The organism is Actinomadura sp. J1-007 (assembly GCF_009793335.1).
Lineage (GTDB): Bacteria > Actinomycetota > Actinomycetes > Streptosporangiales > Streptosporangiaceae > Spirillospora > Spirillospora yumaensis.
The window spans coordinates 589631-603025 of the sequence record NZ_WING01000003.1 but is presented as its reverse complement, the minus strand read 5'-3'; the positions used below and the strand labels follow the sequence as shown (position 1 = coordinate 603025).

General features: G+C 68.4%; 14 protein-coding genes. 8 read left to right on the top strand and 6 right to left on the bottom strand.

Features of this window, described 5'->3' with window-relative positions:
• Nucleotides 1-211 precede the first annotated feature (211 nt).
• The 6 genes from GEV43_RS44175 (at nt 212) to GEV43_RS44150 (ending at nt 4623) form a co-directional block, all read left to right on the top strand.
• Complete coding sequence (locus GEV43_RS44175) at nt 212-766, top strand: DUF4291 domain-containing protein (protein ID WP_241684510.1); 555 nt, start codon at nt 212-214, stop codon at nt 764-766.
• 271 nt (nt 767-1037) lie between these two features.
• Entirely contained in the window at nt 1038-1181 is a 144-nt protein-coding gene (locus GEV43_RS44170; RefSeq protein ID WP_160826584.1) for a hypothetical protein, read from the top strand.
• A gap of 230 nt (nt 1182-1411) precedes the next feature.
• On the top strand, nt 1412-1705 hold the full coding sequence (locus GEV43_RS44165) for a hypothetical protein (protein ID WP_160826583.1): 294 nt from the start codon (nt 1412-1414) through the stop codon (nt 1703-1705).
• A gap of 89 nt (nt 1706-1794) precedes the next feature.
• On the top strand, nt 1795-2091 hold the full coding sequence (locus tag GEV43_RS44160; protein WP_160826582.1) for a YiaA/YiaB family inner membrane protein: 297 nt from the start codon (nt 1795-1797) through the stop codon (nt 2089-2091).
• A 1428-nt stretch (nt 2092-3519) separates the two neighbouring features.
• Nucleotides 3520-3756 (top strand): hypothetical protein, encoded by a 237-nt coding sequence (locus tag GEV43_RS44155; protein ID WP_160826581.1) that lies wholly within the window; start codon nt 3520-3522, stop codon nt 3754-3756.
• A 564-nt stretch (nt 3757-4320) separates the two neighbouring features.
• Entirely contained in the window at nt 4321-4623 is a 303-nt protein-coding gene (locus tag GEV43_RS44150) for a GNAT family N-acetyltransferase (RefSeq protein ID WP_160826580.1), read from the top strand.
• Between the two features lie 254 nt (nt 4624-4877).
• On the opposite strand, the gene GEV43_RS48865 is transcribed toward GEV43_RS44150, so the two are convergent.
• The 4 genes from GEV43_RS48865 to GEV43_RS44125 form a co-directional block, all read right to left on the bottom strand.
• Nucleotides 4878-5525: a nucleoside triphosphate pyrophosphohydrolase gene (locus GEV43_RS48865; RefSeq protein WP_206681702.1), complete on the bottom strand. Its 648-nt coding sequence runs from the start codon at nt 5523-5525 to the stop codon at nt 4878-4880.
• Nucleotides 5526-5572: 47 nt separating this feature from the next.
• The gene (locus GEV43_RS44135) at nt 5573-6475 is read right to left on the bottom strand and encodes a hypothetical protein (RefSeq protein ID WP_160826579.1); all 903 of its coding nucleotides are present in this window, start codon (nt 6473-6475) and stop codon (nt 5573-5575) included.
• Nucleotides 6476-6574: 99 nt separating this feature from the next.
• Nucleotides 6575-7789 carry a cytochrome P450 gene (locus GEV43_RS44130; protein WP_309240309.1) on the bottom strand — a complete coding sequence of 405 codons (1215 nt, stop codon included), beginning with the start codon at nt 7787-7789 and terminating at the stop codon, nt 6575-6577.
• 271 nt (nt 7790-8060) lie between these two features.
• Entirely contained in the window at nt 8061-9344 is a 1284-nt protein-coding gene (locus GEV43_RS44125) for a citrate synthase (RefSeq protein WP_160826577.1), read from the bottom strand.
• Nucleotides 9345-9473: 129 nt separating this feature from the next.
• Between GEV43_RS44125 and GEV43_RS44120 the strand changes: the two genes are divergently transcribed.
• A complete protein-coding gene (locus tag GEV43_RS44120) occupies nt 9474-10133 on the top strand; it encodes a transcriptional regulator (RefSeq protein ID WP_160826576.1) in 660 nt (219 codons plus the stop codon).
• 63 nt (nt 10134-10196) lie between these two features.
• On the opposite strand, the gene GEV43_RS44115 is transcribed toward GEV43_RS44120, so the two are convergent.
• Entirely contained in the window at nt 10197-11108 is a 912-nt protein-coding gene (locus tag GEV43_RS44115; RefSeq protein WP_241684636.1) for a serine/threonine-protein kinase, read from the bottom strand.
• A gap of 151 nt (nt 11109-11259) precedes the next feature.
• Complete coding sequence (locus GEV43_RS44110; protein ID WP_160826574.1) at nt 11260-12198, bottom strand: aldo/keto reductase; 939 nt, start codon at nt 12196-12198, stop codon at nt 11260-11262.
• 208 nt (nt 12199-12406) lie between these two features.
• Between GEV43_RS44110 and GEV43_RS44105 the strand changes: the two genes are divergently transcribed.
• Complete coding sequence (locus GEV43_RS44105; protein ID WP_160826573.1) at nt 12407-13186, top strand: hypothetical protein; 780 nt, start codon at nt 12407-12409, stop codon at nt 13184-13186.
• The last annotated feature ends 209 nt before the right edge of the window (nt 13187-13395 follow it).

The following is a 13395-nucleotide window of genomic DNA, read 5'->3' as shown; positions in this document are numbered from 1 at the left end:
TTGATCGTCGTCCCTTCCTCCGCCACCGTAACCATCACCCACGCCCGGCCCCCGCCGCCTTCGGACAGGTCCCACAAGGCCGGGCGAGATCCCCAACCCACCGTCCCATCCACCGCTGAGGCCGATAAAGCCGGGCACTGCCCCCAGCCCAGCCGCTCCCCGAACGAACCCGATATCCAGCAACCACACCACCCTCAAGGAGTAGGCGTCATTGCGAACACGTGAGATCCGCGCCGAATACGACCGTGAAACGATCACGGTCTACCAGGCGTACCGTCCCGATATCGCCGTCCCGGCGCTTGAACACGGCACCTTCGTCGCTCCGTTCTCCCGCGGCCGGATGACATGGATCAAGCCGTCGTTCCTCTGGCTGATGGCACGCAGCGACTGGGCGCGCAAGCCGGGGCAGGAGATGATTCTCGCCGTACGGATCTCACGGTCCGGCTGGGAGGAGGCGCTCTCCGAGGCCGTCCCGACCGATCCCGACCGCCGTGTCTTCCGCAACGCGGACGAGTGGCGGGCCCGCTTCCGCGAAGCGACCGTTCGCGTCCAGTGGGATCCCGAACGCAGTCTGCGGGGCGAGAAGCTGGAGGCCCGAAGCATCCAGATCGGGCTGAGCCGCCACATCGTCGATCGCTATGTCGATGACTGGATCGTCGCGATCGAGGACCGCACGCCGCTCGCGCGCAAGATCCACCGGCTCGTGCAGGACGGATGTGCGGCAAAGGCGAGAACCTTCCTTCCCGAGAACGCGCCTACCCGTTGAACGACAGCTTGCTCCGCCGCATCGGAGCCGACTGACTCCCATCGAGGATTCAGGCGAACAGCAAAGAGAGCGACGCAGCGCGAAGCTACTCACTCGCGCCTCCGTACTCGGACTCATGCGAACCCGGTTCTCTGCGCCAAAAATAGACGGAGAACGCGGGCTTTCGCGCATTCGCCCGCCTCCAAGACGGGATCTCGAACGTGTCCAAAAACCTCTCTTCCCTCGCCGTCCTGGCCGCCATCGGGCGGTCGTCCTGTATTTCGTCGCAGACGTGCCGCTCTCCACACTCCTGTCGCTCGGAGCCGGAGCGCTGTGCCTCATCTGGCTCGTGGTGCTCCTGACCGTTCCGTGGAACGTCTACTTCCAAGCTCGCGGCCTCCTCCAAGAGATTCACGACAGCCGTGACCGGGCCTGACCGTCACAGAGGAGCGCGAGGCCGAAGCATGCAGGATCGCCGGCCGGAGCCGAACGGCCGCCGTCGGGGCCCATCTCCTCTCCGCCGCCCTCATCGCCGTCATCGCCTACTTCTCCGGAGCGGTCGTCGGCTACTACTTCGTCGCGTTCTACCTCGTCAGCACCTTCTTCCGACCCGTTCACGCATGGTTCGTCCACCTGCGCCGGAGGCTCGGCACGCTGCTCCAAGAAGTGCGTCACCCGCGCGACGACGTCCTCGCCCTCCTCGAACGGGTCACCTTCCTGGAGGCGCAGGCCGAGAACCTACGGAGCACGACCGAACAACTCCACGAGGCCGACCTCCGCCTCGACCACCGCCTGGAAATCATCGACACCACCACCTCGAACCGAAGCGACGAACTGAACGGCAAGATCAACGCGCTGGGCCGCCGCTTCGAGGACACCGTCGCACGCCTCACCGACAATCAGGAGGTGATCACCGGCATCAAGGCATTCCTGCGACTCCTCAAGACCGATCCGGCCTGACCACTCCCCACCATTCGTCCTGATTACTCAGGCAGGCTTGAGCCTTCGTACTCAAGCGCCGCGGCCGAGCCGTCCGCAGACTTATCGGCATGACGACCTCCCCACCGGCCAAATCGGCCAGCACCACCGCCTTCTTCATCCAGGCGGCCATCTCCTTCGCCGTCTCCAGCGCCGCCGTCGCCGGCGGCATCGTGTACCTCCCGGTCAGCAGCTGGGTCCGCGCCTTCCTCGCCCTGGGCCTGCTGTACGTCATCACCTCCACGTTCACCCTCGCCAAATGCGTGCGCGACAAGCAGGAGACCGAGGCCATCACGAACCGTGTCGACCAGGCCCGGCTGGACAAACTGCTGGCAGAGCACGACCCGTTCTCAACCCAATCCCTCTGACCAAAAACCCGAGCCGGGGCGACGCCCCCTCCCCGCCGCCCGGCCCCTCTCCACCCCAGCCCCCACGCCCCTCCCACATCCACCCCTGACCTCTCTCCCTCCGGGGCCACGCCTCTCCCTCCAGGGCCACGCCCCCCACACCTCAGCTCAGCCCCCACAAGCCCCCTCCCATTGAGCACACAGCACGACCCTCTCCCCTCCAGGCCCAGCGCCCGTCGCCCGCCCACAGCGCACGCCCCTCCACGCCCGCACGCCCGCACCGTGCCCCCCCTCCGCGCCCGCACCGCGCGCCTCCTCCGCGCTCGTAGGGCGACACCCCCGTTCGCCCCCAGCGCGGCGCCTCCGTCGCGCTCGCAGGGCGCCCCTCCGCGCCCGCAGCGCGGCGCTCCCTTCGCGCCCGCAGCGCGGTGCCTGCTCTGCGTCCGCAGGACGGTGCTTGCTCCACGCCCGTAGCGCAGTGCCTCCTTCGCGTCCACAGCGCGGCGCTCCCTTCGCGCCCGCAGCGCGGCGCCTGCTCCGCGCCCGCAGGGTGACGCTCCCTTCGCGCCCGCAGCGCGGCGCCTCCTTCGCGTCCGCAGCGCGGCGCTTGCTCCGCGTCCGCAGCGCGGTGTCTGCTTCGCGCCCGCAACGCGACGCCCCCTACGCGCCCCAGCGCGGCGCCCGACGCATCCCCGCTTCATGTTGGGGTGTGGCCCTGCGTTGAGCCCGCGATTCGGCCTTCGCTCGGCACCGCAGCGCGGACGCTCGTCCTCGGGAGGGCGGCACCGACTTCGCGCTGCGGTCAGCCCGCCGCTCGTCCTGCGATGCGGCCCACTTCGTCCTGCGGTGCGGGTCCTGCACTATGCCGCGATGCCGTTCTGCATTGGGATCATGAGTGGCACCCCACTTCGTGTTGCGATGTAGCCCTCGGCCCCGGAAGCCAAAGCCCGCTTCGCACTCCGGGCCGGGCTCTGCTTCACAAAGCGTTGCGGCCCCTCTTCGCGCTGCGGGACCGACTTCGCGCCCGCCGCACGCTGCCGCTTAGCGCCACTGCGAGGGCCCCGCTTCGCCGCACTGCGGGGCGCCGCTTCGCACCACGGCGCGGGATTCGCTTCGTGCCCGCGGCACGGGCTCGCTTGCGCATCGCAACGTGGTTGCCGCCGCGCACCATGGCGCAGTCCCGGCTTCCCCGCCGCAACCTGGACTCCACTTCGCACTGCGATCCGGACCCGCCCACACTGTGGTGCGCGCCTTCGCCCGCCGATACGGGTCCTGCCCTGCACTGCGATCCAGGCTCCGCTTCCCCCCACCCTCCCCGGCGGGCGCGGGTCTCACCACACGCCCCGAGGCGGGCCCCTTCACACCACACTGGCGCGTCTCGTCCAACTCTGGCGAGTGCTCCGCGCGGCGACTTTTATCGAACTGGTGTTCGGTCTAGGGTGTGGTCCCGTGCTGATCGACGAACCCGTCTCTGCGGAGACCACCCCCACCGGCCGTCCCGTCCAACTGTCCGGCCCGCGCGGTCACTTTCGGGTCCGGCGCGTTCTCGAGGAATGGCAAGCGCCGGGTCAGGCAAGGTTCTACCGCTTGCAGGTCACGACTCCGGACGGCCCGGCGATCGCCGAGGTGATGGGTCCCCTGTCCGTGAGTGCTGGTGGCTGGACGCTGCATCGCGTCTGGGGCTGAACGGCGCGCAGCACCAGATGTCGAGATAATGCCGCATGGCTGGGATCTCACGAACGACCTTGAGAAGTACGTCCGCGTAACCACTCCCTTCCTCCGGTCGGATCGTGCTGGGAACACCGTTCTCCTCAGCGTTCTGGAGACCCTCAAGCTGCACGGCGCCAATGCGTACGGGGAGAACGCCCTGTTCGGCTGGTGGCGCAACGGGCGAGGGGACGTGGAGGGCGCTTTCCTGCAAACTCCACCGCGCCCTCTGCTGCTCAGCGCCATGCCGGTGCGAGCGGCTCGGCAACTCGCTGATGCTGTGCCGACCCATGGCATTACGGGGGTCAATGCCGACAACGAGGCGGCCGAAGTCTTCGCGAACGCCTGGCAGCTCCGCACCGGCATCGAGAACCGGCTTCAGATGCGTCAACGCTTGTACCGCCTCGAACATTTGGTGGAACCAAAGCCGTTGCCACCAGGCGCGCCCCGTCTCGCCTCAGACCATGATTTCCCCTTATCTACAAATGGTTCGGAGCGTTTCGTGACGAGGCGGCTGCTTCCGGCCCAGTCAACGCCGCCTTGGTGCGGAGCAAGGTGGCCGATCGCGGGATCGTCCTCTGGGATGTCGACGGAACCACCGTCGCGCTGGTCGGCCGTACCCGTGTGATCGCGGGCATGACCTGCATCTCACCCGTCTACACGGCCCCGGAGCACCGTCGCCGCGGGTACGGCACGGCCGCGACGGCGGCGATGACGCGTTCGGCGCTTGAGTCCGCCGACGTCGTGGTGCTCTTCACCGACCTGGCCAACCCCACGAGCAACAGCATCTACCAGCACATCGGCTATCGCCCGGTCAAGGACAAGGTCGTGCTCTCCTTCCTGTAAGAGGGACGGTCCGCGGACGTGCGGCGGCGGGCGTAGCGGCCGACTCGTTCGGCACGACGCAGGGGCGGCGGCCGTGTTCGAGAACGCCTCGCAGACGGGACGCCCTCCGTCATCAGGCGTGACGGGCGGCGGACGAGACGAGACTGAACGGGCTCGCAAGTTGGCCGCGCCCAGACGAGCGAACGGATGCGCGAGAGTGCGATGGGACTGTGTGAAGGCGGCGGACGGGGTGTAAGGCTGTGGTGTCTCCGCGGTCACACGAGGCGTAGGACTACGCGGTCATTGAAACCCCCGCGTTCAGCGGATTTGGCGGCTCTCATCTCCTCCAGGTCGGCGGGGCCCAGGCCGTGGACGGCGGCCAGGGCTTGGACGACTTCCAGGACGTCCGCGAGCTCTTCTGGATCGCCTCCGGTGATGTACTCGCCGGCCTCCTCGTAGAGCTTCGCGCGAAGGAGGGCCTTGTACTCGGGGTCGTTGGCGATGCGGGTTTCCGGCTCCCTCCCGCCGTTTCGGATGATGTCGGGGATGCGGTCGCGGACGAGCTTCTCCTCATGTCCGTTTTCGTTGGTGCGGTGTGCGACGGGGCCGTGCCGGCGGTCGAGTGCCTGGATCCATTTGACCGCCACCGCGGCCGTCTGGACGAGTTCGGTGCGGAGACGTTCGGGATCCTCTTCGGCCAACGCCTCATAGAACTCCTCCGTGAGGATGTGCCGCCAGGTCAACTCTCCGCGGGACCAGGCCGCGGAGCACTGTTGCTTGGCCTCCTCCGCATGTGCGGCGTAGGCGGAGCCGCTGCCGTCCGGGAACTCCTGGACGCCGAACCTGCGGTCTTGGGCTGCTCGCTCGTCAGCGACGTCGGAGAGGACTTTCCGCAGCGAGGCCGGTATCTCGTCGTGCTCCATGCCGGACGACGTTAGCCAGCGCGGGCGTCTGCCGCGTCGGATACCGGTCAGGGCGGATCGGGTTCGCAGCCGAGCAACTCGTAGAGGATGGGCGGGAGTTCGTCCCAGAGCCAGTCGTTCAGGCTGTCGGGGAAGTCGACGGGCGGGCCGATCGACAGCATGTCCGGCTGCGGTTGGGTGAGTCGGACGGGAACGGGCCCGTCGTGCCACAGCGGCTCACGGGTGCCCCAGAAGGCGGCGAAGTCGTGGCTCTCCAGGGGAAGTTCGGACGGAAGGAGATGGTCGCCTGGACGGGTGCCCAAGGGGAGTAACCGTTGTGCGGTCGTTCGGATGACGTTGAGCGCGGCCAGATCGTGAGCGCAGGCCGCACCGGCGATGCGCAGTTCGGGTAGACCGAACCGGCGGAGCCCTCGGGTGGCGAGGTCGACGCACGAGCAGGAGTCGGGAACGTCCTCGTCGGCGGTGCATCGCCCGCCGTCGCGGTGGGGAGGGAGCCACGCGCCGATCCAGCCGTCGGCAAGGGTGAACCGTGCGGGGCCGCGAGGCCGCGGAGGCGGGATCTGGCCCGTGTCGAGATCGACCACGATCCCCGCGACGGAGGCGGCGACCGCGTGTGCGACCGAGCGGGCGACCTCAAGGCCGAACGGCAGGTCGGAGACGGGCAGGTCGCAGGTGATGCCGATGTGGCGCGCGGCCTTGCCGACGCGGGCGAACGACTCGTGGGCGGTCTCGCCGTCGGCGGCCGCGATGCCCGCGAGGTCCCACGGCGAGTCGGCGGCGCGATGGTCGCTGATCCGCAGCCTCGGGGTGCCGATCCGCTCGGCGGCGGCCATCGCGAACGTGCCGGTCAGGTGCCGGCGGACGGCGACCGGCAGGTCGGCGGGGGAGACGTCGGTGGCGACGGCGAACCCCGCGGTGATCTTGGCGGGAACGGTGATGGTGACGGACATGGCGGCCTCCTCTGACCGGTGCCGAACGGCGTGTGCCATCCAGGTTCGGCCGGGACCGCGACGGAAGAAACTCGAATCTCGTTCTGGGGATAACTCGGTTCAGAAGGCGCAGAGAAGTGATCTCACGCCGTTGATGAAGCTGGCGCGCTGCCGTTCGGGCGCGGCGGTGGCGTGCAGATCCGGAAGGCGCGTGAACAGTTCCCGCAGCAGGACGGTCACTTCCCGACGGGCGAGGTGCGCTCCCAGGCAGAAATGCGGCCCTGGAGCCCCGAAACCGAAGTGGGCGTTGGGTGAACGGCCGATGTCGAAGGCGTACGGATCCTTGAACACGCTCTCGTCGCGGTTGGCCGAGTTGTAGTAGAGGATCACCCGGTCACCCGCGCTGTAGACGTGGCCGAGCAACTCGTGGTCGCGAGTCAGCGTGCGGCGCATCCACGTGACGGGCGTCGCGTAGCGGACGACCTCCTCCACCGCGCCGGGAAGGCGGGCGTCCAGATCGTCCAGCAGCAGGGAACGCTGGTCGGGATTGTCGGTGAACAGCGCGAGCGCGTGCGTGAGCGCGTTGCGAGTGGTCTCGTTGCCGGCGACCACGAGGAGGCTGAAGAAACGCCCCAACTCCAGGTCGGTCAGCGCCTCGCCGTCCACGTTCGCGGTCGTCAACGCGGTGACGAGGTCGTCCGACGGGTGGTCGCGGCGCCTGCGCCCGAGATCGGACATCAGCACGTGCAGCTTGGAGAACTTCTCCTCCAGCACGGTTCCGCGGTCCTGCCCCTCCGGGCCGACGTACTCGGGGTCGCCGATCGCGAGGATCGCGGTCGTCGCGTCGATGACGTCGTCGTACGCCGAGTCGGGGATCCCCATCATCGAGCAGATGATCCGCAACGGCATCGGCATCGCGACGTGCTCGACGAAGTCGCAGGGCCCGCGTTCGACGAGGTCGTCCACGATGCGGCCGGCGAGCGCCGTCACGTCGCCGGTGAAGCGCTGGATCATGCGCGGGGTGAACGAGCGGGACACGATCCGGCGCAGGCGCGCGTGCCGGGGATCGTCCAGGCTGATCATGGACCCGGAGTACTCGAGGATCTCCGGCGGCGGATCGATGAGGCTGACCGCCGTCGGCTGCGAACTGAACACCTCCGGATGGCGGCTCGCCTCGGCCACCTGCTCGTACCGCGTCAGCGCGTAGAAACCCGGTTCGTTCGGCAGTGGACAGAACACCGGGCCGTCGGCGGCCCGCAGGGATGCGAAGTGCTCGTCTCGTTCAGCCTGTGGTTTCGCCCAGAAATCCAGGCTGGCAAGGTCAGTCTCAACCATGGAGGGCATTGCCGGAGCCTTCCGCCGGGGAGCCGCCGTCGACCAAGGCTAACCCGCGCGCCCCTGGGAGGCGATCAGGTTCCTCGCATGTACGCGTGCGGGAGAAGAGAGAGACCGATTTTCTCGATCCGGCCCGGAAACGCGATCAGGGCCGGTGCCAGGATGCGGATTCCTGGCATCGGCCCTGGAGCCGCGTCGTCCCGGCCCTTCCAGACCGATTCCTGCGGCACGATCGTCGTGCGCCACCGCCACGCGCGACGGCGGCGTCGGATCAGCGTGCGGAGACGTCCACGTAGTGGCGCTCGCCCGGACCCACGTAGACCTGGCGCGGACGCCCGATCTTCGTCGCGGGATCGTTCATCATCTCTCGCCACTGGGCGATCCAGCCCGGCAGCCGCCCGAGCGCGAAGAGGACGGTGAACGCGTTGGTCGGGAAGCCCATCGCCTTGTAGATGACGCCGGTGTAGAAGTCGACGTTCGGGTACAGCTTGCGCTCGATGAAGTAGTCGTCGCTGAGCGCGACCTCTTCCAGGCGCATCGCGAGGTCCAGCAGGGGGTCGGCCTTGCCCATCGCGTCGAGGACCTTGCGGGTGGCCTTCTTCACCACGGCCGCGCGCGGGTCGTAGTTGCGGTACACCCGGTGGCCGAAGCCCATGAGCTTCACCCCGGGCTCCTTGTTCTTGACCCGCTCCACGAACGACTTGACGTCGTCGCCGTTCTCGTGGATGCGCTCCAGCATCTCCAGAACGGCCTGGTTGGCGCCGCCGTGCAGCGGACCGAACAGCGCGTCGACGCCGGCGGACACCGACGAGAACAGGTTGGCCTGGCTGGACCCGACCAGCCGCACCGTCGAGGTGGAGCAGTTCTGCTCGTGGTCGGCGTGCAGGATGAACAGCATGTCGAGGACCCGCACGATCTCCGGGTCGATCTCGTACGGCTGCGTGGGGAGGCCGAACGTCATGCGCAGGAAGTTCTCCACGTACCCGAGAGAGTTGTCGGGGTACAGGAGCGGCTGGCCGATGGAGGTCTTGTACGCGTACGCGGCGATCGTCGGCAGCTTGGCGATGAGCCGGATGCTGGACGCCTCCACCTGCTCGGCGTCGAACGGGTCGAGGCTGTCCTGGTAGAAGGTCGACAGGGCGCTGACCGCCGACGACAGGACCGCCATCGGGTGCGCGCGACGCGGGAACGCCGAGAAGAACGCGCGGAACTTCTCGTCCAGCAGGGTGTGGTTCCGAATCTTGTCGGTGAACTCCCACAGCTGGTCGGCCGCCGGCAGCTCGCCGTAGATCAGTAGGTACGCGACCTCCAGGAAGGAGGATTTCTCCGCCAGTTCGTTGATCGGGTACCCGCGGTACCGCAGGATGCCCGCCTCACCGTCGATGTAGGTGATCTCCGACGTGGTGGAGGCGGTGTTGGTGAAACCCGTGTCCAGGGTGACGGTCCCCGTCTCCTTGAGCAGGCTTCCGACGTTCAGGCCTGACGGGCCTTCGGTCGCCTGTGTCACCTCGAGGGGCATCCGGCCACCCGCGTGCTTGAGTTCGAAATCCGACATCCCAGCTCGCTCCCAACTCCGTCCACACCTGCGTAGACGCTCCACTTTGCATCGTATCCGCGTGATCACGCAGGCTAATCCGGGCCTGGTCCGTTGACTCCGCCCACCCCCCGATGTTGCGCTGTGCGCATGGCCGAACACATCGCACGCGACCTCGCCGGCGCCGCGCGCAGGGAGATCGCCGCAGCCTCCGCCGGCAACCGGTTCCTGGACCTGCTCGAAGCCGGGCAGGTCCCTCGGGAACGCCTTGCCTGGCTGGCCGGGGAGGAGTACCGGATCGTCACGAGCGACCGGCGCAGCTTCGCCCTCCTGGCCGCCCGCTACCCCGAACCGCCCGCCGGGGAGATGTTCCTGTCGCTCGCCCAGGGCGAGCTTCGGGCTCTGGAACTCCTCCGGGACTTCGCAGGCGCGCTAGGAGAGAGTGAGAAGGATCTCATTCGATACGAGCCGATGCCGGAGGCCCAGGCGTACCCGGCGTACCTCGCCCAGCGGGCCGCCTTCGGCACGTCCAGTGAGGTGGCCCTCGCCATGCTCGCCAACCTTGAGGAATGGGGCTCCTATTGCGGCCGGACGGCGGAAGCCCTGCGCACACGCTACGGGCTCAGCGAGGAGGCGGTCGGCTTCTTCCGGTTCTTCGCCGAATCGCCTCCCGGCTTCGAGGACCAGGCACTGGCCGTCGTCGTCGGCGGGCTCGCGGCAGGTGAGGACCCGCAGGACGCGGCACGTGCGGCGCGTATGCTCCACGCCTACGAATCGGCCTTCTGGAACGCCCTGGCGAACGGCCTCTAGAGAACTCCCGTTCAGGCCCCACAAGCGCGTTCCGCCCCAGGAGTTTCCCTCGGCCCGACCAGCTCAGGGCAGTGATTCGAACGGCGAGGACAGCTTCTTCGTGACCTGCACCAGGGTTTCGTCTTGCGCGCCGATGAGCGCCTCCACGTCCGGAAGGAGCCACTCCTCGCCGTAGTGCGCGTCCAGCAGAGTGGAAAGAGCCGTCAGCACCTGCTCCGGGGACGGACGCTCCTCAGGTTCCTTGAGCAGGCACCGGGTGACGAGCCCGCGCAACGGATCCGGCAGGCGCGACAGGTCCGGCTCGCCGTAGACAATGCGTCCTCGCACCTTGTGGTCGATACCGAACGGTGCGGCCCCGGTCGCCGCGCATACGAGTGTCGCTCCCAGGGAGAACGCGTCGCTCTGCGGGGTCACGGCTTCTCCGAGTGCCTGTTCCGGCGACATGTACGCAGGCGTGCCCAGGATCTCCGAGCGAGACAAGGGAAGAGCGTCCAGCGGCCTGGCGATGCCGAAGTCGATGACGCGCGGTCCGTCGGAGGCGAGAAGCACATTCGAGGGTTTGAGATCGCGGTGCACGATCCCCGCGCGATGGATGGCGATGAGCGCTTCCGCCAGGCCGGCTCCCAGCTTGCACGCGGCCTGCTCGGGCAGCGGCCCTTTCTCCCGTACGACGGCCGCGAGACTCACTCCGCGGATGTACTGGGTCGCGAGCCACGGCTGTTCAGCGTCAGGATCGGCGTCCACGACCGGAGCCGTGTAGAAACCGCTGACGGACTGCGCGGACGTCACCTCGCGCCGGAAACGCGCTCGCCATTGAGGGTCGCCCAAGAGCTCCGGCCGGATCACCTTCACGGCGACCAGGCGGCGGCTGGGCGAGGACGCGAGGAACACCTCGCCCATCCCGCCCGACCCCAGCCGCGCGACCACGCGGTAGGGGCCGATCATCTGCGGGGAGTCTGGCTGCGGCGACTGCATGGGCACGCTTTCCGATCATGGTGGGGCGTGCCTCATCGTTCCATGCCCCGGGGACAACGCGTTCGTTCCCCAGCGCCCTTACGCGGCCCCGGTCACGCACAAGGCCGTCGTGCTCCGTCGCCGTTCTTTCCGGTCAGGGGCGGTGAGGCTTTCAGGTCCAGGGCAGCGCCGCCCGGTCGGACCAGTAGCGAGCCGGCGGCATGGCCAACGACTCGACCTTCGGCAGATCTCTCCTTCCCAGGACGACGCGGGCGGCCGCCAGGTTCGACCGCAACTGGTGCGGGCTGACCGCGCCCACGAGGACCGTGTCCGCCCACGGCTGCGCCAGCGCCGCCGCGATGGCCACGGCGTCCGGCCGTACGCGGTGCTCGAACGCGAGGCGCCGCATGAGCGTCGGCGGCCTCACCGCCAGTTTCCCGTTGGCGAGGACCTCTTTCAGCAACACATGCAAGCCCTGCTCGTGTGCTTCCCGGAGGGCTTCACCCGCGGACTGCTCGAAGACGTTCCACGTCGACTGGACGGTGCTGAACAGCCGTTGGCCGGACACCTCCAAATCGAGAGCTCTCCGGATGGTGTCCGGTTGAGCGGGCCCCGAGGTGGAGAATCCGACCCTAATTCCGCTCGCAGCCGCCTCGGCGATGGCCTCCTGCAAGGGAACGTCTTCGAACAACGGGCTGTCCGCCGTCAGCGAGTGCACCTGGTACACGTCGAGGTGGTCGCCCAGCAGCGTTCGGCTTTCTTCGTACTGGGCGCGATACCGGTTGAGGCTGTGCTCCTTGACCTCGTGCACGGGGGCGTCCACCCGCCACTCGCCGACGTAGGCGTAACCCCATTTGCTGGAGACCGTCAGATCCTGCGGCGAGCGCGCCCCTAGCCAGCCGCCCAGGAACTCCTCGGCTCTCCCGTACGAGCGCGCCGCGTCCACCCATCGGATGCCCGCGGCATACGCCGCGTCCAGCACGCCCCACGTCGCCTTGCACAACTGCTCCGGGCTGCGACTGAAAGGAAGCGCGTCCGCCCGGCCCATGTTGATGTACGCCGGCCGCCCCAGCGCCGCCAGCCCGAGCCCCAGCCGTTGCATCGCAGTCATGCCTCCCACCTTGGCACGTCTCCCTCATCGCACAGAACACCGACTCCGATCACCCTGCTTTGCCGCCGATATTGCAGTACGCCCAAAATGGTCTTTTCCTTTGTCTCGGGGTTCGGCGTTATCCACAGAATCAGATTCCAGTTTTCTGGTGCTCGCGTTTGAAGCAGGCTGTCGTCACATCACGGATCGCCCGCGACAAAGGAGCACCATGGAACAGAAGATCGCCGGCGGACACGGCACCACGCGGTTCGCCGCCATGATCGGCCTCTCCGGCTGGCAGGTACGTCTCGGCAGGGAGCACGGGCTGCTTCCCGACCCCGACCTCGACGGCGAACGCTGGTCTCCGGAACTGGCCGAGGAGGCCCGGGCGAAGGCCGCGCACGTGATCGCCGCGTTCGGGAACGACCCGCCGATCGGGGCCGCCCGGGCCGCCGACCGGCTCGCCGTGACCCTCGGTCTCGACGTCGAACGCCCCGACGTCGAGGTTCTCGTCACCCGCGGGGACCTCAGAGTCGTCAGCCACTACCGGGAGTACCCCGTCTACCTTCGACGCGACGTCGACGCCCTCGCTCCGGAGGCCGTCGCGGAGGTCGTCGCGGCCCGCAAGGGCCCCCTGAACGACACGGTCGACGCCAAGGGCGCGGCCCGGATCCTCGGCTGGCCGAGGAGGGCCTTCGACCGCATCGCCGCCGAACGCGAAGTCACGCCCGACCAACTGGGCCGATTCCGGCTCTCCGACATCCGCGCTCTCGGCGCCGACGAGCAACTCGCCGCCCGGATCCTCGACGAACGCCGGCGCGCAGCCCACGCCAAAGCCCTCAAGGAGGAGACACGCATCGAGGACGATGTCCGCGGGTGGCTGCTGCGCTGCACCGCCTACGTCGACCGTGACGCCGACGAACCCCCTGACCTCACCGCCGCACGGCGCGCCCTCCGCGCCCTGAGTGAGGCCCGAGCCCGCACCGACGCGACCAGCTCACCTCACTGAACGAGGCCGCCAGGGTCGGCGCCGTCGGCGAGAGCCCAGAACCTGAGCACGAGGGGTGGGACACGACTCGCCCTGCACCGTCCGCCCTTCTGCCCTCACATCCGCGCAAGGCACTCGGGCGACGCGCCCGCAAGGGCGTCCCCGCAAAGCGGCGCAGGTGCCAGAGAGCGGAAGAGACGACAAGTTCAGCGGGGACGGCCACCCCCACA